General features: G+C 69.9%; 14 protein-coding genes, 3 rRNA genes and 1 pseudogene. 16 read left to right on the top strand and 2 right to left on the bottom strand.

The features are described 5' to 3' along the window. Positions 1-2: 2 nt before the first annotated feature. The 8 genes from argG (at position 3) to ACXR2U_RS09870 (ending at position 11319) form a co-directional block, all read left to right on the top strand. Positions 3-1430, top strand: coding sequence for an argininosuccinate synthase (argG, locus tag ACXR2U_RS09905; protein WP_458824823.1), 1428 nt, complete (start codon positions 3-5; stop codon positions 1428-1430). Further along, positions 1423-2865, top strand: coding sequence for an argininosuccinate lyase (gene argH, locus ACXR2U_RS09900; protein ID WP_458824822.1), 1443 nt, complete (start codon positions 1423-1425; stop codon positions 2863-2865). Before argG ends, argH begins: the two co-directional genes overlap by 8 nt. Further along, positions 2844-3536 carry a DNA-3-methyladenine glycosylase gene (locus ACXR2U_RS09895; RefSeq protein WP_458824821.1) on the top strand — a complete coding sequence of 231 codons (693 nt, stop codon included), beginning with the start codon at positions 2844-2846 and terminating at the stop codon, positions 3534-3536. The genes argH and ACXR2U_RS09895 overlap by 22 nt, the downstream gene beginning before the upstream one ends. 479 nt (positions 3537-4015) lie before the next feature. After that, positions 4016-5536: ribosomal RNA gene (locus ACXR2U_RS09890) — 16S ribosomal RNA — on the top strand. Between the two features lie 394 nt (positions 5537-5930). Beyond that, positions 5931-9055 (top strand): 23S ribosomal RNA (locus tag ACXR2U_RS09885). Positions 9056-9175: 120 nt separating this feature from the next. Continuing rightward, positions 9176-9292: ribosomal RNA gene (rrf, locus tag ACXR2U_RS09880) — 5S ribosomal RNA — on the top strand. The 16S, 23S and 5S rRNA genes sit together here, the layout of an rRNA operon. 891 nt (positions 9293-10183) lie before the next feature. Continuing rightward, the gene (locus ACXR2U_RS09875) at positions 10184-10792 is read left to right on the top strand and encodes a hypothetical protein (RefSeq protein ID WP_458824820.1); all 609 of its coding nucleotides are present in this window, start codon (positions 10184-10186) and stop codon (positions 10790-10792) included. 122 nt (positions 10793-10914) lie between these two features. Further along, a complete protein-coding gene (locus tag ACXR2U_RS09870) occupies positions 10915-11319 on the top strand; it encodes a single-stranded DNA-binding protein (RefSeq protein ID WP_458824818.1) in 405 nt (134 codons plus the stop codon). A 19-nt stretch (positions 11320-11338) separates the two neighbouring features. On the opposite strand, the gene ACXR2U_RS09865 is transcribed toward ACXR2U_RS09870, so the two are convergent. After that, a complete protein-coding gene (locus ACXR2U_RS09865) occupies positions 11339-12643 on the bottom strand; it encodes a DUF1015 family protein (RefSeq protein ID WP_458824816.1) in 1305 nt (434 codons plus the stop codon). Positions 12644-12716: 73 nt separating this feature from the next. Here ACXR2U_RS09865 and ACXR2U_RS09860 point away from each other — a divergent pair, with 73 nt between their 5' ends. Next, positions 12717-13868, top strand: coding sequence for an HAD-IIA family hydrolase (locus ACXR2U_RS09860; RefSeq protein WP_458824814.1), 1152 nt, complete (start codon positions 12717-12719; stop codon positions 13866-13868). Here the strand turns inward: ACXR2U_RS09860 and ACXR2U_RS09855 are convergent. Continuing rightward, positions 13846-14256, bottom strand: coding sequence for an SCP2 sterol-binding domain-containing protein (locus tag ACXR2U_RS09855; protein ID WP_458824813.1), 411 nt, complete (start codon positions 14254-14256; stop codon positions 13846-13848). The two genes, ACXR2U_RS09860 and ACXR2U_RS09855, sit on opposite strands and share 23 nt — an antisense overlap. A 102-nt stretch (positions 14257-14358) precedes the next feature. On the opposite strand from ACXR2U_RS09855, the gene ACXR2U_RS09850 reads away from it, so the two are divergent. The 7 genes and pseudogenes from ACXR2U_RS09850 to ACXR2U_RS09820 all read left to right on the top strand — a co-directional run. Continuing rightward, entirely contained in the window at positions 14359-14685 is a 327-nt protein-coding gene (locus tag ACXR2U_RS09850) for a hypothetical protein (protein ID WP_458824811.1), read from the top strand. Between the two features lies 1 nt (position 14686). Further along, a complete protein-coding gene (locus tag ACXR2U_RS09845) occupies positions 14687-15628 on the top strand; it encodes a TlyA family RNA methyltransferase (RefSeq protein WP_458824809.1) in 942 nt (313 codons plus the stop codon). Beyond that, the gene (locus ACXR2U_RS09840; protein ID WP_458824808.1) at positions 15625-16530 is read left to right on the top strand and encodes an NAD kinase; all 906 of its coding nucleotides are present in this window, start codon (positions 15625-15627) and stop codon (positions 16528-16530) included. The genes ACXR2U_RS09845 and ACXR2U_RS09840 overlap by 4 nt, the downstream gene beginning before the upstream one ends. A gap of 113 nt (positions 16531-16643) precedes the next feature. After that, positions 16644-18674 carry a DNA repair protein RecN gene (recN, locus tag ACXR2U_RS09835; RefSeq protein ID WP_458824807.1) on the top strand — a complete coding sequence of 677 codons (2031 nt, stop codon included), beginning with the start codon at positions 16644-16646 and terminating at the stop codon, positions 18672-18674. Between the two features lie 188 nt (positions 18675-18862). Continuing rightward, complete coding sequence (gene steA / locus ACXR2U_RS09830) at positions 18863-20044, top strand: putative cytokinetic ring protein SteA (RefSeq protein WP_458824806.1); 1182 nt, start codon at positions 18863-18865, stop codon at positions 20042-20044. Continuing rightward, the gene (locus tag ACXR2U_RS09825; protein WP_458824804.1) at positions 20041-20949 is read left to right on the top strand and encodes a copper transporter; all 909 of its coding nucleotides are present in this window, start codon (positions 20041-20043) and stop codon (positions 20947-20949) included. The genes steA and ACXR2U_RS09825 overlap by 4 nt, the downstream gene beginning before the upstream one ends. Next, positions 20946-21494 (top strand): annotated as a pseudogene (locus tag ACXR2U_RS09820) (hypothetical protein); the annotation flags it as partial. The gene ACXR2U_RS09825 and the pseudogene ACXR2U_RS09820, both read left to right, overlap by 4 nt.

The following is a 21494-nucleotide window of genomic DNA, read 5'->3' as shown; positions in this document are numbered from 1 at the left end:
TCATGAGCAAGGTCGTCACGTCACTGCCCGTCGGCGAACGCGTCGGCATCGCCTTCTCCGGCGGTCTCGACACCTCGGTCGCGGTCGCCTGGATGCGCAGCAAGGGCGCCGTCCCGTGCACGTACACCGCCGACATCGGCCAGTACGACGAGCCCGACATCTCCGGGGTGCCCGAGCGGGCGCGGCAGTACGGCGCCGAGATCGCCCGGGCCGTCGACTGCCGTCGTGAGCTGGTCGAGGAGGGCCTCGCCGCGATGGCGTGCGGCGCCTTCCACGTCCGCACCGGCGGCCGCACCTACTTCAACACCACACCTCTCGGCCGGGCCGTCACCGGCACCCTGCTGGTGCGCGCGATGCAGACCGACGACGTCCACATCTGGGGCGACGGCTCGACGTTCAAGGGCAACGACATCGAGCGCTTCTACCGCTACGGGCTGCTCGCGAACCCCTCCCTGCGCATCTACAAACCGTGGCTCGACGCCGACTTCGTGTCCGAGCTCGGGGGTCGCGCGGAGATGAGCCAGTGGTTGGTCGACCACGACCTGCCCTACCGCGACAGCAAGGAGAAGGCGTACTCGACCGACGCCAACATCTGGGGCGCCACCCACGAGGCGAAGACGCTCGAGCACCTCGACGTCTCGATGGAGACCGTCGAACCGATCATGGGCGTGCGGTTCTGGGACCCGTCGGTCGCGATCGAGACCGAGGACGTCACCGTGCGGTTCGTCGCCGGGCGCCCGGTGGCGATCAACGGCGTGCAGTTCGACGACCCGGTGCTGCTCGTCACCGAGGCCAACGCCGTCGGCGGCCGTCACGGGCTGGGCATGTCCGACCAGATCGAGAACCGGATCATCGAGGCCAAGTCCCGCGGCATCTACGAGGCGCCGGGCATGGCGCTGCTCTGGATCGCGTACGAGCGACTGCTCAACGCCATCCACAACGAGGACACGGTCGCGAACTACCACGGCGAGGGCCGCAAACTCGGCCGCCTGCTCTACGAAGGACGCTGGTTGGACCCGCAGGCGCTCATGATCCGCGAGCCCCTGCAACGGTGGGTCGCGTCGGTCGTCACGGGCGAGGTGACCCTGCGACTCCGGCGCGGTGACGACTACACGATCCTGCGCACCGAGGGCCCGGCGTTCAGCTACCACCCCGACAAGCTGTCGATGGAACGCACCGAGAGCGCCGCGTTCGGTCCGGTCGACCGGATCGGTCAGCTCACGATGCGCAACCTCGACATCGCCGACTCCCGCGCCAAGCTCGAGCTGTACGCGGGCCAGCCGTTGGACCAGGGGCAGGTGCTGGTCGAGAACGGCACCTTGTTCGGCGCCATCCCCGCGGGCAACGCCGCGCAGATCGCCGAGAACCCCGCACCCGGTGACGACGAGGCGGCGCTCGACCAGGCCGCGATGGAATTCGGCAGTGACTGACGACGCCGGCCCGGGGACGGCGGCCGGACGGCTGTGGGGCGGCCGGTTCGCCAGTGGCCCGTCGCCCGAACTGACCGCGCTGTCGTTGTCGACCCACTTCGACTGGCGCCTCGCCGCCGTCGACCTGCGCTCGTCCATGGCGCATGCACGAGTGCTCGCGCGGGCGGGTCTGCTCACCGACGACGAGCTCCGCGTGATGCTCGGCGGACTCGAGCAGTTGCTGGCCGAGGTGCGGGCGGGAACGTTGCACCCTGATCCGGACGACGAAGACGTGCACGGTGCGTTGGAACGTGAGCTGGTGCAACGGTTGGGCGCGGTGGGCGGCAAGCTCCGTGCCGGCCGCAGCCGCAACGACCAGATCGCGACGGACCTGCGGCTCTGGTTGCGGGGGCACGTCCGGGCGCTGGTCGGCCAGGTGCTGGACCTCGTCGACGCCCTGGCCGGGCAGGCGGATGCGCACGTCGGCGTCGCCATGCCGGGGATGACCCACCTGCAGCACGCGCAACCGGTGCTGCTCGGTCACCACCTGCTCGCCCACGCTCAGGCGCTGCTGCGCGATGTCGCCCGGTTGCGCGACTGGGACGTCCGTGCCGCGGTGTCCCCGCTGGGTTCCGGAGCCCTCGCCGGGTCGTCGTTGCCGTTGGACCCCGCGGCCGTCGCCGCCGACCTGGGTTTCGACGCACCGGCCGAGAACTCCATCGACGCCGTCAGCGACCGCGACTTCGCCGCCGAGTACCTGTTCGCCGCGACGATGGTGGGGATCCACCTGTCGCGGCTGGCCGAGGAGGTCATCGTCTGGGCCACGCCGGCGTTCCGCTGGGTGCGGTTGCCGGACTCGTGGTCGACGGGGTCCTCGATCATGCCGCAGAAGAAGAACCCCGACATCGCGGAGCTCGCCCGGGGCAAGAGCGGCCGGCTGCTGGGTGACCTCACCGGGCTGCTGGCCACGCTCAAGGCCCTCCCGCTCGCGTACGACCGTGACCTGCAGGAGGACAAGGAGCCGGTCTTCGACGCCGCCGACCAGCTGGTGATGCTGTTGCCGGCCGTCACCGGACTCGTGACCCACCTGTGGTTCGACCGGGACCGGCTGACCGCCGCCGCGCCGTCGGGCTTCGCGCTCGCGACCGACGTCGCCGAGTGGCTGGTGCGGCAGGGGGTCGCGTTCCGGGACGCGCACGAGATCAGCGGGGCGCTGGTGTCGTGGTGCGAGGCGCGCGACCGTGAACTGTTGGACCTCACCGACGACGAGTTGCGTGAGGTCGACGAGCGGTTGGTCGGTGCGGGCGAGGTCCTCACCGTGCAGGGGGCGCTGGCGGCACGGGCCGCGGTCGGCGGCACGGCGCCCGACCGGGTGGCCGACCAGACGGCACGGCTCCGGTCGCGGGTGGACGACGCGCGGACCTGGGTGGACGCGTGGAGCCCGGACGCCCCCTGACCCCGTCGGGTGCGGCTCTGCTGCGCGTCCTGCAACGGGGATCGGTGGCGGCGGCACCCCGCCTGCTCGGCGCCACCCTGGTCTCCGACGTCGGAGGTCGGGTGGCGGTGCGGGTGACCGAGGTCGAGGCGTACCGGGAGGACGACCCCGCGTCGCACTCCGCCCGGGGTCGCACCCCGCGCACCGCGGTGATGTTCGGCCCGGCGGGAGTGCTCTACGTGTACTTCGTCTACGGGATGCACTGGGCGGCCAACGTCAGCTGCGGCGCCGACGGCGTGGGGGAGGCGGTGCTGATCCGTGCCGGCGAGGTCGTCGAGGGCGTGGACCTCGCCCGGACCCGACGGCTCTCCGCGCGACGCGACGCCGACCTCGCCCGGGGACCGGCACGGTTGGCGGCCGCCCTGGGTCTCGACCGCGCGGTGCTCGGTGTCGACCTGCTGGACCCGGCCTCACCGGTCCGGCTCGAGCCCGCGCCGCGGCGGGTTGTCGCCGACGTCGGGCCGCGGGTCGGCGTGAACCACGCCGCCGACGTGCCGTGGCGGTGGTGGGTCCCCGGAGATCCCACCGTGTCGCCCTTCCGAGCGGGGACCCGGCGCCGCAACGGGCCCACGGCGCCCCCTACCGATGAAGCTGCGGGTCTGCAAGCCGCCAGGCCGAAGAAAAGAAGGTGACGGGCGTCTCGACCCCCTGGTTTGGCGATCCGGCGATCCGTGTGTAATGTTATGCAAGTCGGAGCGCGAGAGCGAGCCGGCCGCCTGACTCGAAGCGCCAGACGGAGCAGCCGCGAGGTTGGTCCACAGAGCCCACCGAGTCACCGGGCAGAGCGGGGTTTGACTCCGCGACACTGACCGACTAGCGTTTCACGGGTTGCCCCGAAGCTGACCGAGAGGTCAGGGACGGTGCGCGTCCGCTCCTTGAGAACTCAACAGCGTGCCGAAAGTCAGTGCCATTAAGCACTAACCTCCGTTCGGTCCGTACCGACCCCGCACTCGCGGGTCACGGGCAGACCGCAATGGAATTCCTTTGGTACAACGAGTAATCCGTCCGGCTTCGGTCGGGCGGGCCAGCTCGTCACAACCAAGATCATGCCACGCGAGTGGCGACTTTCTGTGTCGATACAGCGGTCTTCGGACCGCGTGTCATACATACCTTCACGGAGAGTTTGATCCTGGCTCAGGACGAACGCTGGCGGCGTGCTTCACACATGCAAGTCGAGCGAGGCCCTCTCTTCGGAGAGGAGCCCTAGCGGCGAACGGGTGAGTAACACGTGGGCAACCTGCCCTCAGCTCTGGGATAAGCCCGGGAAACCGGGTCTAATACCGGATACGACTCCTGCAGGCATCTGCCGGGAGTGGAAAGATTCATCGGCTGAGGATGGGCCCGCGGCCTATCAGCTTGTTGGTGGGGTAACGGCCCACCAAGGCGACGACGGGTAGCCGGCCTGAGAGTGCGACCGGCCACACTGGGACTGAGACACGGCCCAGACTCCTACGGGAGGCAGCAGTGGGGAATCTTGCACAATGGGCGAAAGCCTGATGCAGCGACGCCGCGTGAGGGATGACGGCCTTCGGGTTGTAAACCTCTTTCAGCAGGGACGAAGCGCAAGTGACGGTACCTGCAGAAGAAGGACCGGCCAACTACGTGCCAGCAGCCGCGGTAATACGTAGGGTCCAAGCGTTGTCCGGAATTATTGGGCGTAAAGAGCTCGTAGGCGGCTTGTCGCGTCGGCTGTGAAAACCTGGGGCTCAACCCCGGGCCTGCAGCCGATACGGGCAAGCTAGAATTCGGTAGGGGAGACTGGAACTCCTGGTGTAGCGGTGAAATGCGCAGATATCAGGAAGAACACCGGTGGCGAAGGCGGGTCTCTGGGCCGATATTGACGCTGAGGAGCGAAAGCGTGGGGAGCGAACAGGATTAGATACCCTGGTAGTCCACGCCGTAAACGGTGGGCGCTAGGTGTGGGCAACATTCCACGTTGTCTGTGCCGCAGCTAACGCATTAAGCGCCCCGCCTGGGGAGTACGGCCGCAAGGCTAAAACTCAAAGGAATTGACGGGGGCCCGCACAAGCGGCGGAGCATGTGGCTTAATTCGATGCAACGCGAAGAACCTTACCTGGGTTTGACATGCAGGGAAATCTCGTAGAGATACGGGGTCCGCAAGGGCCTTGCACAGGTGGTGCATGGCTGTCGTCAGCTCGTGTCGTGAGATGTTGGGTTAAGTCCCGCAACGAGCGCAACCCTCGTCCTATGTTGCCAGCGAGTCATGTCGGGGACTCATAGGAGACTGCCGGGGTCAACTCGGAGGAAGGTGGGGATGACGTCAAGTCATCATGCCCCTTATATCCAGGGCTGCACACATGCTACAATGGCCGGTACAAAGGGCTGCGATACCGCAAGGTGGAGCGAATCCCAGAAAGCCGGTCTCAGTTCGGATTGGGGTCTGCAACTCGACCCCATGAAGTCGGAGTCGCTAGTAATCGCAGATCAGCAACGCTGCGGTGAATACGTTCCCGGGCCTTGTACACACCGCCCGTCAAGTCACGAAAGTCGGTAACACCCGAAGCCGGTGGCCCAACCCTTGTGGAGGGAGCCGTCGAAGGTGGGATCGGCGATTGGGACTAAGTCGTAACAAGGTAGCCGTACCGGAAGGTGCGGCTGGATCACCTCCTTTCTAAGGAGCACTTGCCGCCGGCCTCGATGAGGCAGGCGGCCAGAGCCGTTTCGTGACCGTACGTGTCACGGCGGTAGCTCACGGGTGGAACACTGACCAGTTCGGTACGCCTCGACACCATGTCGTCAGTACCAGCGAGCCTCCGGGCGAGCAGGGAACCTCGAGACGGAGTCGTGGCAAGCCGTAGGCACGCTGTTGAGTCCTGAGGGAGTGGACGAACTCCTTCTGGGTCCGACCCCCTGACGTTGCGCTCACCGAGTGCAGCGTCGTCGTGGTCCGACCAGCCGGCCGTCCCGCTCGTCGAACGGCGCATCAGTCGATGCGTACGCGATGGATCAGCGCGGACGTGCCGCCCGTACCTTGAGAACTGCACAGTGGACGCGAGCATCTTTGTGGCCAAGTTGATAAGGGCGCACGGTGGATGCCTTGGCACCAGGAACCGAAGAAGGACGTAGAGGACTGCGATAAGCCTCGGGGAGCTGTCGATCGAGCTGTGATCCGAGGATTTCCGAATGGGGAAACCCGGCAAGAGTCATGTCTTGTCACCCTCACCTGAACACATAGGGTGAGTGGAGGGAACGTGGGGAAGTGAAACATCTCAGTACCCACAGGAAGAGAAAGCAACCGCGATTCCGAGAGTAGTGGCGAGCGAAATCGGAACAGGCCAAACCGAGTACACGTGATAGCTGGCAGGCGTTGTGTAATCGGGGTTGTGGGACCGCATTGCTGATTCTGCTAGATCAGCGAGGAGTCAGAAAGCATCGTAGTTAGTCGAAGAACCTGGGAAGGTTCGGCACAGAGGGTGATACCCCCGTAGACGAAAACTCGATGCCTCCTTTTGCGTCATCCCAAGTAGCAGCGAGCCCGTGAAATTCGCTGTGAATCTGGCGGGACCACCCGCTAAGCCTAAATATTCCCTGGTGACCGATAGCGGACAAGTACCGTGAGGGAAAGGTGAAAAGTACCCCGGGAGGGGAGTGAAATAGTACCTGAAACCGTGCGCTTACAAGCCGTGGGAGCGTCGCTGCACCTTGCGTGCAGTCGTGACCGCGTGCCTTTTGAAGAATGAGCCTGCGAGTTAGCGGTACGTGGCGAGGTTAACCCGTGAGGGGAAGCCGTAGCGAAAGCGAGTCCGAACAGGGCGATACAGTCGCGTGCTCTAGACCCGAAGCCGAGTGATCTACCCATGGCCAGGTTGAAGCGCGGGTAAGACCGCGTGGAGGACCGAACCCACTTAGGTTGAAAACTGAGGGGATGAGCTGTGGGTAGGGGTGAAAGGCCAATCAAACTCGGTGATAGCTGGTTCTCCCCGAAATGCATTTAGGTGCAGCGTCGCGTGTTTCTTGCCGGAGGTAGAGCTACTGGATGGTCTAGGGGGCCCACAAGCTTACCGAAATCAGCCAAACTCCGAATGCCGGTAAGTGAGAGCGCGGCAGTGAGACTGCGGGCGATAAGGTTCGTAGTCGAGAGGGAAACAACCCAGAACACCAGCTAAGGCCCCTAAGCGTGTGCTAAGTGGGAAAGGATGTGGAGTCGCACAGACAACCAGGAGGTTGGCTTAGAAGCAGCCACCCTTTAAAGAGTGCGTAATAGCTCACTGGTCAAGTGGTTCTGCGCCGACAATGTAGCGGGGCTCAAGCACACCGCCGAAGCTGTGTCATTCACGTGTCAGCCTGTCGTCGTTCTTCGGATCGCCGGCCAGGTACGTGGATGGGTAGGGGAGCGTCGTGTGCCGGAAGAAGCGGCGGGGTAACCCAGCCGTGGACGGCACACGAGTGAGAATGCAGGCATGAGTAGCGAAAGGCGAGTGAGAAACTCGCCCGCCGAATGACCAAGGGTTCCTGGGCCAGGCTAATCCGCCCAGGGTAAGTCGGGACCTAAGGCGAGGCCGACAGGCGTAGTCGATGGACAACGGGTTGATATTCCCGTACCCGCGAAAGAGCGCCCATGCTGAACCCAGTAATGCTAAGTGTCTGAAGCCGGTGAGTCCTTCGGGACGATCTCGGTGGAACACACGACCCGAACTGGTAGTAGGCAAGCGATGGGGTGACGCAGGAAGGTAGTCGTACCGGTCAGTGGATATACCGGGGTAAGCGTGTAGGGCGTTGTGTAGGCAAATCCGCACAACAATGCCTGAGACGCGACGCATAGCCGATTGAGGCGAATTCGATGATCCTATGCTGCCGAGAAAAGCCTCTAGCGAGCTCTGAGCGGCCCGTACCCCAAACCGACACAGGTGGTCAGGTAGAGAATACCAAGGCGATCGAGAGAACCATGGTTAAGGAACTCGGCAAAATGCCCCCGTAACTTCGGGAGAAGGGGGGCCAGTTCGCGTGATCGGATCTTGCATCCGTGAGCGTGGGCCGGCCGCAGAGACCAGCGAGAAGCGACTGTTTACTAAAAACACAGGTCCGTGCGAAGTTGCAAGACGATGTATACGGACTGACGCCTGCCCGGTGCTGGAAGGTTAAGAGGACGGGTCAGCTCTTCGGAGCGAAGCTCAGAATTTAAGCCCCAGTAAACGGCGGTGGTAACTATAACCATCCTAAGGTAGCGAAATTCCTTGTCGGGTAAGTTCCGACCTGCACGAATGGCGTAACGACTTCTCGACTGTCTCAACCATGGACTCGGCGAAATTGCACTACGAGTAAAGATGCTCGTTACGCGCGGCAGGACGGAAAGACCCCGGGACCTTTACTATAGCTTGATATTGGTGTTCGGTTCGGATTGTGTAGGATAGGTGGGAGACTGTGAAGTCGGCACGCCAGTGTCGGTGGAGTCATCGTTGAAATACCACTCTGTTCGAATTGGATGTCTAACCTCGGTCCGTGATCCGGATCAGGGACAGTGTCAGGTGGGTAGTTTAACTGGGGCGGTTGCCTCCCAAAATGTAACGGAGGCGCCCAAAGGTTCCCTCAGCCTGGTTGGCAATCAGGTGTTGAGTGCAAGTGCACAAGGGAGCTTGACTGTGAGACTGACACGTCGAGCAGGAGCGAAAGCTGGGACTAGTGATCCGGCACCGGCATGTGGAAGCGGTGTCGCTCAACGGATAAAAGGTACCCCGGGGATAACAGGCTGATCTTCCCCAAGAGTCCATATCGACGGGATGGTTTGGCACCTCGATGTCGGCTCGTCGCATCCTGGGGCTGGAGTCGGTCCCAAGGGTTGGGCTGTTCGCCCATTAAAGCGGCACGCGAGCTGGGTTTAGAACGTCGTGAGACAGTTCGGTCCCTATCCGCCGCGCGCGCAGGAGATTTGAGAAGGGCTGTCCCTAGTACGAGAGGACCGGGACGGACGAACCTCTGGTGTGCCAGTTGTTCCGCCAGGAGCACCGCTGGTTGGCTACGTTCGGAAGGGATAACCGCTGAAAGCATCTAAGCGGGAAGCTCGCTTCAAGATGAGATCTCCCATCCGTTATGGAGTAAGGCCCCCGGCTAGACCACCGGGTTGATAGGCCGGAGGTGGAAGCGTGGCAACACGTGGAGCTGACCGGTACTAATAGGCCGAGGACTTGCCTACAATCCTCTTTCGAGAGGGCTCGCGTCCACTGAGCAGTTCCCGAGATACGGTCGGGTTCGCTCCCTCGTCGACCTTTCGGGTCGATGCGGGTCCGAGTAGCCGGACACATCTCCATAGAGTTTCGGTGGTCATAGCGAGAGGGAAACGCCCGGTCCCATCCCGAACCCGGAAGCTAAGCCTCTCAGCGCCGATGGTACTGCACGGGTGACTGTGTGGGAGAGTAGGACGCCGCCGGACACACCTTCGCAAAAGCCGCCCTTCGGGGCGGCTTTTGTGTTTTCCGGGCATTGTTCGACGCCCGGTGTTGTTCCATTGCTCGACCCACACTTCCACAGCGTCACCGCGCCGACGTCGCCATCGACCGGCATCCACGGACACTGCTGCATCTCACGAACGAGGACCCCGCACACCATGACCCAGCCCGAGGACCGCCGCGACGACGACCCGCGCCGCGACCGCACCACCCGTCCGGACCGCTCCCAGCGACCGGCCCGTCCGACGTCCGGAGGCGCACGCAACTCCGATTCGCGTGGCGGCCGAGCCGGCTCGGACCGCACCGGGGGTGGGCCACGTGGTGGCGCGGGGGACCGCTCAGGTCGCCCCGCGGGCGGCGCAGCCCGCGATCGCTCGGGCAGTCGTCCGGGCTCCACGGGCGGACGTCCCGCCAGCGGTGATCGCACCGGCGGGTACGGCGGCCGTCCGTCCGGCGGTGGTGACCGCACCGGCGGTTCCGGTGGGCGCCTGTCCGGTGCCGGCGGTCGTGGAGCTCTCGGTCGCGGTGACCGCGACGCCACACGTGGCGCCGGTCCGCGTTCTGGTTCCAGCCGTCCCGCACCCGCGGGTCGCCGGGACGGCGATCCGCGTCGTGGCGGTGCGGACAGCACGCGGGGTCCCCGCCCGGAGCGTCGTGGCGACACGCGCGGTGACTCTCGCCGCGGCGGACCGAACCCGGCACGCGGAACGGACTCTGCGCGAGGAGCACGGCCGGAACGGCGCTCGGACTCCCGTGGTGACGACCGTCGTGGAGCACGCGGTCAGTCCCGTCCGTCCGAACCCCGGGAGACGTTCGAGCCCGCCCCGCGTCTGGAGATCCCGTCGTGGGCGCGCAGTGCGGAACTGGACCCCTCGGTGCGTTCGGCGCTGCGATCGTTGTCCGCGCGCGCCGCGGAGGAGGTCGGTGGCCACCTCGCCGCCGCTGCCGAGCTGCTGGACGACGACCCCCAGACCGCCCTCGCGCACGCCCGCGCTGCCCGCGCTCACGCCGCGCGCGTCGCGGTGGTGCGCGAGGCCGTGGGGATCGCCGCGTACCGGGCCGAGGAGTGGACCGAGGCCCTCACCGAGCTGCGGGCCGCGCACCGGATGAGCGGCGAGTACTACCTCATCCCGTTGCTGATGGACACCGAGCGTGCTCTCGGTCGGCCGCAGGCGGCGCTCAAGCTCGCCGAGAGCTTGCGGGGTAAGCGTCTCGACGCCGCCACCCACGTCGAGCTCGCGGTGGTGATGGCGGGTGTCCGGCGCGACCTGGGCTCCGCCGACGCGGCGCTCGCGGTGCTCGAGCGTGAGGACCTGACGCGTCGGCGTGAGCCCGAACTGTCGGTGCGGCTCTGGTACGCCTACGCCGACGCGCTCGAGTCCGCCGGCCGGCGTGACGAGGCCGCGAACTGGTTCGGCCAGGCCGCCGGTCTGGACCGCGACGGCGTCACCGACGCCGCGGACCGCGCCGCCAACCTGCTCTGACCTGACGTCGGCTCTGGACCTCGACCTGAGGTCGGGGCCCGCGATCTGTGGACGGTGGACGGTTGTCCACAGATCGCGGCTGACCCCACCACGGCGACCGCGGATCGCCCAGGCTGGTCGGCATGAGTCCCCGAACCGCCACCGCGGAGTCCGCCCGGCCCGATGCCGCTGTGCCGTGGCAGAACACCGTCGTCCTCTGCGGCCGGCTGACCGCCGGCCCAGAACCCGTCGAACTCCCCAGCGGTGATCCGTTGTGGCGGTTCCGGGTCACCGTGGAGCGCCCGACCGGCCGCACCGCGAGAGCGGGTGAAGCGTCCCGGCGTGTGGTCGATGCTGTCGACTGCTCGACCGGTCTGCCGAAGGTCGCCCAGCGGCTCGAGCGGCTCGCGGTCGGGTCACCGATCGAGGTCAGCGGCATGTTGACCCGCCGGTTCTGGCGCTCGGCGGGTGGGCCCGCCAGCCGTTACGAGGTGGTTGTCGACCGCGTCACCGCGGTGCGGCGCAGCACCACACGGGCCTCGGCCTGACCGACGGGGCGTCGTGCGGTCAGGACTCGGGTTGCTCGTCGGCGAAGCGCCGGATGACCAACCCCGATGCGGGCTTCGGAACGAACAGGGTCGACTTGCGCGGCATCCGGCCGCCGGCTCGAGCCACGGCCATGACGGCTTCGACCGGCGTCGGTCGGAGCAACACCGCCACACCGCCGGTCTCCGCCGCCAGTTGCACCGCCTCGTCCACGTCGTGTGCGTAGCGCACCGTCTCGACCGTGTCCGCGACGCCGAGCCGGCGCTCGATGAGGTCGCGGTGCACCGCCACCACGTCGAGGTCCGAACCCAGCTCCTCGGTGGGCGAGCGCAGCCCCTCGACGACCACCGCGCCACCCGCGTCCGTCAGCACCACCGCAGCGCCGGTCGCGGAGTCCGGGCGCTGCTCGATCTCGTGCAGGGCGGCGAGGGCGTCGTCCACCGGCGTGACCGTGAGATCCGGACCGTCGCTCTCCCGCTCGAGGCGGCGGACGGCTTCGCCGAGGTCGACCCCGGGGATCACGCGGTGGATTGCCTCCACCTGCGCGCCGTACGTGGAGGTGTCGACCAGCAGCGTCAGGCCGCGGTCCCACGGCCCGGCGCCATGCTCGGCGGTCCGTCGCGCCTGCAGCTCGCGGTACGTGGCGTAGCGGTGGTGTCCGTCGGCGATGACCGCGGTGTGCTGCGAGAGGTCCGCCGCGACGGCGGCGTGGGCCTCCGGATCCGTCACCGCCCACAGCCGGTGGGTCACACCATCCGGTGTGGTGACGTTCGCGAGCTCGCGCGCGGAGCTGTCCGTGCGGTCGACCGCGGCCACGAGGTCGCTGGTCGCACCGCCGCCGGGGTAGACGAGGTAGATCGGCTCGAGGTTCGCGTCGGTCGCCTCCATGAGCGCCAGGCGGTCGGCCACCGGCCCCGCCATGACGTTCTCGTGGGGGAGGATCACGCCGTCGGAGGGGTCGTGCAGCGTCACCGCACCGACCACGCCGCGCGTGGTCGCCTCGCCGGTGCTCATCTCGTAGACGTAGAGCGCGGGTTCGGCGTCGACCGCCATGACCGGCCCGTCGTCCTCGGCGCTCCAGCCGGCGAGGGTGTCGGCCGCCCCGCTGTACGGGTCGGAACCGTCGTCGGTGCGGGGGAGGATCACGGTCACGACGTTGTCGGCGTTCCCGGCGACCAGTGCGGCTCGCTCCGCGTCGTCGATGACGTCGTAGGGCGGCGAGAGCAACTGGGCCAGGTGTGCGGTGTCGGTGTACCGCCGCGCCCGGAAGGGCGCGAGGGACAGTCCGGCGGAGGCCGGAGGACGAGGAGCCGCAGCGTCGGTCACGAGCGGCGATGCTATCGGCGGCCGCGGGCGCGACCGGTGCGGGCGGGTCAGGGGGACCTGCCAAGCTGGCCGGGTGAGTCACCGACTGCGCGGTTCGAAGCGCCCCCTGACCGAGCTCCACGACGTGGCGCTGCTCGACCTCGACGGGGTGGTCTACGTCGGCGACCGTCCGGTCCCGGGCGCACCGGAGGCGCTGGAGACGGCTCGGTCGGCCGGGATGCGGCTCGCGTTCGTCACCAACAACGCCTCCCGTACGGCGTCGGCCGTGGCCGACCGCTTGCGGGGGATGGGCGTGGCGGCGACCGCCGACGAGGTCACCACGTCGGCCCAAGCCGCCGCCCGCCACCTCGCCGAGCTGCTCCCGCCCGGTTCCGCCGTGTTGGTGGTGGGCGGCGAGGGTCTCCGCGGTGCGGTGACCGACCGCGGTCTGCGGCCGGTCTCGACCGCGGTCGACCCCGACTCCGGCGAGCCGGTCGCGGCGGTCGTCCAGGGTTTCGCGCCGGAGGTCGGCTGGACGCTGCTCGCCGAGGCGGCTGTGGCGATCCGGGCCGGAGCGCGGTGGGTCGCCACCAACCTGGACCGGACAATCCCGAGCGAGCGCGGACCGCTGCCGGGCAACGGAGCGCTGGTCCACGTGCTGCAGTTCGCGTTCGGCTTCACGCCGGAGTCCACGGGCAAACCCGACCCGACGATGCACCTGGAGTCGGTCGACCGGTCCGCCGCGGCGAACCCGCTGGTGGTCGGCGACCGGCTGGACACCGACGTCGAGGGAGCTGTGCGGGCCGGGGCGCCGAGCCTGCTGGTGCTGTCGGGGGTCACGGACGCCGTGGGTGTCCTGGGCGCCGGGCCGGGGGAGCGCCCGGACCACCTGGCCCGCGACGTCGGGGGGCTGTTGACCACCCACCCAGAGGTGGACTGGTCGGATCCGGCGACGAGCGCGCTCGAGGTCGGGCGGTGGCGGGCGACCCTCGCCGACGGCCAGGTGCGTCTCGCCAGGTCGGGGGCGGGGCAGGCGGGGTCGGGCGACGACGCGCTCGACGCGCTGCGGCTGGTCGCGCCCGCGGTGTGGCGCACGGTCGACACGGCACCGGAGGCCGGTGGTGCGGGCGCCCCCGGGGTCGATGCGGTGGTGGTCGCCGACGACGCGGAGGCGGAACGGGTCCTGGCGGCGTGGGGGTTGGCCGCGGGTGGGCCCGGCGGGGTCAGAACAACGCGCGGAGCTTGAGCAGGTCGAAGACGCTGGCGTCGACCTTGAGCTTGCCGGAAGCCCACGCGGAGGCGAAGCCGAGCGAGCCGTCGGTCAGCGCGACCAGGGTGTCGCTGGCCATCGCGAGCTTGATCTGCGCGTCGGCCTGGGCGACCTCGTGGATGTCGTGCAGTCCGCCGTCGCGCAGGCGGCCCTGGAAGACGGTGTCGAGATCGGTGATGGTGGCAGCGATGGTCCGGTCCAGGACGACCTTCTTGCGGGTCTTCTCGTCGACCTGACCGAGCATGTCCGCCAGTCGCGCGAACGCCGCTTCGCACTCCTGCTTGGTCGCCACCGGCGCGTCGCCTCCGAGGGTCGGGCCCGCGACGTCCGGGCGCGGTCGCGCGGGGATGTCGGTCGGGCTCACTACTGTGGCGGCGGGTGTCGGACCCGCCGGACGCGGACGTTACCGGAGGCGGAACCGGCACCACCGACGACGAGTGCGTGACGACGGAAGGGGTGGACGACGGTGTCCGATGAGACCGTGGCCGGCAACGGGTCGGAACCCACCGCGGCCGGCGAACCGGCTCCCACTCCCGCGACCCCGACCGGTCCGACCCCCGCCGCCCCGGTGAGCGCGGGTGACGGAACGACCGGCGCGGGTGACGCGCCCGTCCCCGGCGACCCTGTGCGCCGCGACCTCGCAGCGGTGGAGGACGCGATGGCGCGGGCGCGGGCCGGGGTCCCGAATCCTGACGGCGGTCCGCGGGTGCCCGACGACGACGAGGTGGCGGGGCTCGAACAGGCCCACGACGCGCTGCGCACCACCCTCGACCGGGTCGAGCGGGGTGGCTGAGGTGACGCGACCCGCGCCGGTCGCGGCGTCGAACGCCACGACCGGGCCGGTGGACCCGGTGGATCCGGTGGATCCGGTGGACCCGGTGGATCCGGTGGACCCGGCCGAGGGGACGGCGACGCAGCGGTTGGACGTCGCGCTCGTCAGTCGGGGGCTCGCGCGGTCTCGCACCCACGCGGCCAAGCTCGTGGCCGCCGGACGCGTCAGCGTGGGCGGGCGGGTCGCGAAGCGCGCGTCACAGCCGGTCGGAGCTGCGCAGGTGGTCGACGTCGACGGTGGTGACGAGGACGCGCCGGGCGAGGTCGACTGGGTGTCGCGCGGCGCGGTCAAGCTGGACCGCGCGTTGTCGGCGTTCGCCCGGGACCGCGCGCCCGGAGTGCCGGTGGCGGGCTCGCGGTGCCTCGACGCCGGAGCGTCGACGGGTGGGTTCACCGAGGTCCTGCTCGGCCGGGGGGCGCGTCGGGTCGAGGCGGTCGACGTCGGGCACGACCAGTTGGCGCCGTCGGTGCGCGCCGACGCACGGGTCGGCGACCACGAGGGTGTGTCGGTCCGCGGGCTCGACCCGGCGGTGGTCGGCGGCCCGGTCGACCTGCTGGTCGCCGACCTGTCTTTCATCTCGCTGCGCACCGTCCTGGCCGACCTCGCCGCTCTGGTGCGGCCCGCGGGGCAGATGGTGCTCATGGTCAAACCGCAGTTCGAGGTCGGTCGCGCCCGCCTGCCCCGGGGTGGCGTGGTGCGCGACGCCGCCGACCGGGTCGACGCGGTGCTGGGCATCGTGACCAGTGCCCGGGCCCTCGGCTGGACCCCCGTCGCGGCGGTACCGAGCGCGCTGCCCGGCCCGGCGGGCAATCTGGAATTCTTCGTGTGGCTGACGTCGGACCCGACGGACGCCGTGGACCTGGGCGACGACGTCCTGGGCCGGATCGTGCAGGAGGCTCGATGAGCGAGGACGCGCGCGAACGCCGGGTGCTGTTGATCGCCCACACCGGCCGGCAGGACGTCGCCGACCGCACCCGCGACGCCGCCAAGGGCCTCATCGAGCGGGGGTTCCGGATCCGGATGCTCGCCGACGAAGCCGCCGACGCCGGGATGACCGGCGAGGTCGACATCGTCGAGGAGGCGGACGCGGCGCAGGGCGCCGAGTTCGCCCTGGTCTTCGGCGGCGACGGCACGTTCCTGCGGGCCTGCGAGTTGGTCCACCCGTTCGGCACGCCGCTGCTCGGCGTCAACCTCGGGCACGTCGGGTTCCTCGCCGAGGCCGAACCGCACGAGCTCGAGGCGGCGCTCGACGCGATCGCAGGCTGCCTCTACACCGTCGACCGCCGCGTGACGCTCGAGGTCGAGGTCGTCGTCGACGGCCAGGTCGCGGCCCGGACCTGGGCGCTGAACGAGGCGTCGGTCGAGAAGAGCTCCCGCGAGCGGTTGCTCGAGCTCGCCGTCTCGGTCGACGACCGGCCGGTGCTGCGCTTCGGGTGCGACGGCGTGCTGTGCGCGACCCCCACCGGCTCGACCGCCTACGCCTTCTCGGCCGGCGGGCCGATCGTCTGGCCCGACGTCGACGCCCTGCTCGTCGTCCCCAACGCCGCCCACGCCGTCTTCAGTCGGCCGCTGGTGTTGTCGCCGGAGTCCGTCGTCGAGATGGACCTGCTGCGCACCGACTTCCCGGGCGTGCTGTCGTGCGACGGTCGGCGTTCGGTGCCGTTGCCCCCGGGGTCGAAGGTGCGCATCCGCAAGTCGCCGCAGCCGGTGATGGTGGCGCGGCTGCTCGGCGACACCTTCGCCGAACGCTTGGTCGCGAAGTTCGGGATCCCGGTCCGTGGGTTCCGCGACGAGAGCTCGAGCTGATCCGGGGCCGCCTGACGATGCCCGCCGCGAGGAAGACCACCGCGAGGAAGACCGCCCCTCGCACGAGTGCCGCCCGGGAGACGACCGCTGCGCGGGAGGTCCGGGCGCAGACGGTGGCGCCCACCGCCACCGCGACCGGCTCCGCGCCCATCACCCCCGCGAAGGGCTTTACGCCCACCGCGACCGACCTCGCGCCCGACGACACGGCGACCGACCTCGCGCCCGACGACACGGCGACCGACCCCGTGCCTCACGGCATGTCGACCGCCCCCGCGCCCCACGACACGGCGCGCGGGCCGGCGGCGCTGGTGGAGCTGCGCATCCGCGACCTCGGGGTCATCGCCGACGCCGAACTCCGGCTCGGGCCGGGTCTCACCGTCCTGACCGGCGAGACCGGGGCCGGCAAGACCATGGTCGTCACGGCCCTGCTGTTGCTGTTCGGTGGCCGGGCCGAGGCCCAGCGGGTGCGGCCCGGGGCCGAACGCGCCGTGGTCGACGGTCGGTTGGCCCTGTCCGCCGACCACCCCGCGGTGCGTCGGGTCCTCGACGCCGGCGGTGACCTCGACGACGACGGCACGCTCACCCTGCGCCGGGTCGTGGCGGCGAACGGTCGTTCGCGCGCGTTCGCGGGCGGTGCGCCGGTGCCGGTCGGCGTGCTGTCCGACCTCGCCGCCGACGTCGTCGCCGTGCACGGCCAGACCGACCAGCTGCGTCTCACCCGTCCGGCGGAGCAGCGGGCCTCGCTCGACCGCTTCGCCGCGGCGCACGACCGTGCGTTCGCCGCGACCGCCGCTCGCTGGTCCGAGGCGTACGCCCGGTGGCGCGACGCCGAGCAGGCCCTGCGTGACCGGCGCGCCCGGGCGGGGGAGTTGCGGCGGGAGGCGGACTTCCTCCGGCATGGCCTCAGCGAGATCGAGCGGGCCGCGCCTCAACCCGGGGAGGACCTCGAACTGGCCACGCGCGAGGAACGGCTCGGTCACCTCGACGCCCTGCGGGAGGCCGCGCACACCGCGCACGACGCCGTGGCCGGTGACCCGGACGACCCGGCGGGCAGTGGGGTCGACGTCGCCACCCTGCTTGGCCGGGCCCGCTGGGCGCTCGACCACGCCGGCGTCGGCGACGCCGACCCGCGGATCACCGGGCTCTCCCAGCAGCTCGCGGGGCTCGCCGCGGCCGCGACCGACATCGGGACCGAGTTGTCGGCGCTGCTGGCCGACCTCGACGCCGAGGGCGCCGACCCGCTGGCGCTCGCGCGGGTGCAGGAACGACGGCACGCCCTCGCGGGCCTGGTCCGCAGCTACACCGACCCCTACGCCGACCCGCCGACCGACGGCGTCGACGGTGTCCTCGCCTGGGCCAACGCCGCCCGCACCCGCCTGGGTGATCTCGACGTCTCCGACGAGGCCCTCGCGGGCCTCGCGGCCACGGCCACCGCCGCCCGGACCGCCGCCGCGACCGCCGCGGCGGCGCTGTCTGCGGCCCGCACCCGCTCGGCGCGGAAGCTGTCGGCGGCCGTGACGGCCGAATTGGCGGGCCTCGCCATGGCTGCCGCCGCCGTCGAGGTCACCGTCACGCCCCGCACCGCGCCGGACGCCGGAGCGGCTCAACGACCAGAACCGGACCCGACCGGTACCGGAAGTCTCGAGCTCGACTCGAAGGTTGTCCACGCGACGGTGGACGGCACGGACGAGATCGCCATCGTGCTGCGTCCGCACCCGGAGGCTCCCGCCCTGCCCGTCCACCGCGGAGCGTCCGGGGGCGAGCTCTCACGGGTGATGCTCGCGCTCGAGGCCGTGCTCGCCGAGACCGATCCGGTGCCCCTGCTGGTGTTCGACGAAGTCGACGCCGGTGTCGGCGGCCGCGCGGCGGTCGAGGTCGGGGCCCGGTTGGCGCGGCTCGGTTCCCACCACCAGGTCCTCGTGGTCACCCACCTCGCGCAGGTCGCGGCGGCCGGCGACGGTCAGGTCGTCGTCACCCGCGGCGACGGCGCGGTGTCCCGGGCCGATGTGGTCGCTCTGGCAGCCGATGGCCGGACGTCCGAGCTGGCGCGCATGCTGTCCGGGCAGGACACGCCCACCGCCCGCCGTCACGCCGAGGAACTGTTGTGGACAGGCCAGCAGGCCCGCACGGTGCCCGCGCCGTGACGTCCCAGCCGCCCGGCGACCAGCGGCCCGGCGACCAGCTGCCCGACGAGGCGCAGCCGACCGCCGACGCCGGGCTCCCCGTGGACGCCCCACCGCCCGTCGACGCCGCGCCGACCCCGCCGCGCGACGCGCCCGGCCCACCCGCGGAAACCCGGCGGAAGCGCCGTCGGATGGCAGCATGGGCCCCCATGAGGCTCGCAGGCACGCTGCGTCGGCGCTCGGACACCGAGGCCGGCGTCTCGGGGACCGCGCGGCTCGACCGACGCACCAAACGACTCGTGACCCGGCTCAACCCGGGCGACATCGCGGTCATCGACCACGCCGACCTCGACCGGGTCGCGGCCGACACGCTGGTGTCGGCCAAACCCGCCGCGGTCATCAACGCGTCGCCGTCGATCACCGGGCGGTACCCCAACCTCGGCCCGGAACGCCTCGTCGAGCACGGCATCCTGCTCATCGACAACGTCGGTGAGGGCATCTTCAAGGCGGTCAAGGAAGGCAGCCGGCTCCGCATCGAGGGCGACACCGTCTACCTCGGTGACCAGCCGGTCGCGGTCGGCGCGGTGCAGGACCAGGAGTCGGTCGCCCGGCTCATGGTCGAGGCCAAGGCCGGGTTGTCCAGCCAGCTCGAGGCCTTCGCCGCCAACACCATCGAGTACATGCGCCGCGAGCGGGCGCTGCTGCTCGACGGCGTCGGCGTCCCCGACATCAGGACCAAGATCGAGGGTCGCCACGTCCTCATCGTCGTGCGCGGCTACGACTACGAGGCCGACCTGCGGGCCCTGAAGAACTACATCCGCGAGTTCCACCCGATCCTCATCGGGGTCGACGGCGGCGCCGACGCGCTGCGCGAGGCGGGGCACAAGCCCGATCTCATCGTCGGCGACATGGACTCGGTCGGCGACGAGGTGCTGCGCTCCGGCGCCGAGGTGATCGTGCACGCCTACCCCGACGGCCGCGCGCCGGGCCTCGCCCGGGTGCAGGACCTCGGCATCCAGGCCGTCACCTTCCCGACCATCGGCACCAGCGAGGACATCGCGATGCTGCTGGCCGACGAGAAGGGCGCGAGCCTGGTCGTCGCGGTCGGCACGCATAGCGGCCTCGACGAGTTCCTCGACAAGGGGCGCGGCGGCGCCGCGTCCACCTACCTCACCCGGCTGCGCCTCGGCGGCAAGCTCATCGACGCCAAGGGCGTGAACCGCCTCTACCGCAGTCGGATCTCCTCCTGGTCGCTCGTGGTGCTCGTCCTCGCGGCGTTCATCGCGATCGGCGCGGCGCTCGCCGTCTCCACCGCCGGCCAGACCTACCTCGACGTCATCGGCGCCGACTGGGACCGCTTCATCGATTGGGTACAGGGCCTGTTCTCGTGATCTCCTTCCGCTACCACGTCGTCTCGATCGTCGCGGTCTTCCTCGCGCTGGCGCTCGGCATCGTCGTCGGGACCACCGCGCTCAACGGCCCGATCACCGACGACCTCCGCAACCGGGTCGACGCCGCCAACAAGAGCACCAAGAACCTCCAGCAGCAGCTCGACACCGCGCAGTCGACCAACAGCGACGCCAACGCGTTCGTCGAACAGTTCGGGCCGCTCATCGTCAAGGACGCCCTCAAGGACAAGAAGGTCCTCGTGGTCGTGCTGCCGGGCTCGGGCTCGGCGCAGGACGACATCGCCAAGGAGGTCACCTCCGCGGGCGGGACGATCGCCGGCACCATCACGATGACCAACGACTTCTTCAGCACCGCCCGTGCGGCCGACATCACCTCGCTGGTCACCAACGGCACCCAGCCGAGCGACCTGCGTCTGCCCGCCACCGACGACGCCGTCGCCCTGGGCGGGGCGCTGCTGGCGTTCGTGCTCACCGGCAAGGGCACGGAGACCGAGCTCGCCACGACGGTGTCGGCGTTCGCCTCGCTGCAGATGCTCGAGGTCGCCGACACCGCGCAGCCCACCCCGACCGACCTGGTCGCGTTCGTCGGCACCGGTGCCCCGAGTGATGCCAAGGTCGGGACGTCGGAGGCCACGTTCGTCAGCGCCTTCCAGCAGGCCGGCGCCAAGACGGTCGTCGCGGGCGACTCCGCCTCCAACGCCACCCCCGGTCTGGTCGCGACGATCCGCGCCGACGACACCCTGGACAAGACCATCTCGACGGTCGACAACTCCGGGACGGCGATGGGCCGGATCTCGACGGTCCTCGCGCTCACCGAGGGCGCCCAGGTCGGCTCCTACGGCATCGGGACCAACGCCGACTCGCCGTACCCCAAGCTGACCAGTTGATCCGCGCGGCCGGCGCGGCGGCGGCGGCCGCGTCCGCCGCCCTCGCGGTGCTGCGGGCGGTCGACCGTTCCGCGCTCGAGGACGTCCCCGGCTGGCGTCGCACCAACTTCCGTGACCGGGAGGTCACCCTCACCGGCGGTGTGGCCGCCGCGCTGGGCGCCGCAGTCGGAGCCGGCGTCGCCGCCGATCCCCACGCGGTTGCGCTCACCATCGCGGCCGGAGGCGCCGGGGCGTACGACGACCTGGTCGGTCCGCGGCTCGAAGCCCGGGGCGACAAGGGTCTGCGTGGCCACCTCGCCGCGCTGCGCGCCGGGCGGGTGTCGGGCGGGGTCGTGAAGGTCGTCGTGATCGGCGGGACCGCGTGGTGGGCGGTCGGCCCCCACGCCCGCTCGCTGCCCGACCGCATCGTGCGCACGGTGGCGGTCGCGGGCACCGCCAACCTGGTCAACCTGCTCGACCTCCGACCCGGACGCGCGGGCAAGGTCGCCGCCGTCGCGGGCCTGCTCGCCGCCGGCCCCGCCGCGGTCGGCGCCCTCGGAGCGGCG

The organism is Jatrophihabitans sp. YIM 134969 (genome assembly GCF_054456675.1).
The sequence above is the reverse complement of the archived record's forward strand: the minus strand, read 5'-3'. Positions and strand labels throughout refer to the sequence as shown.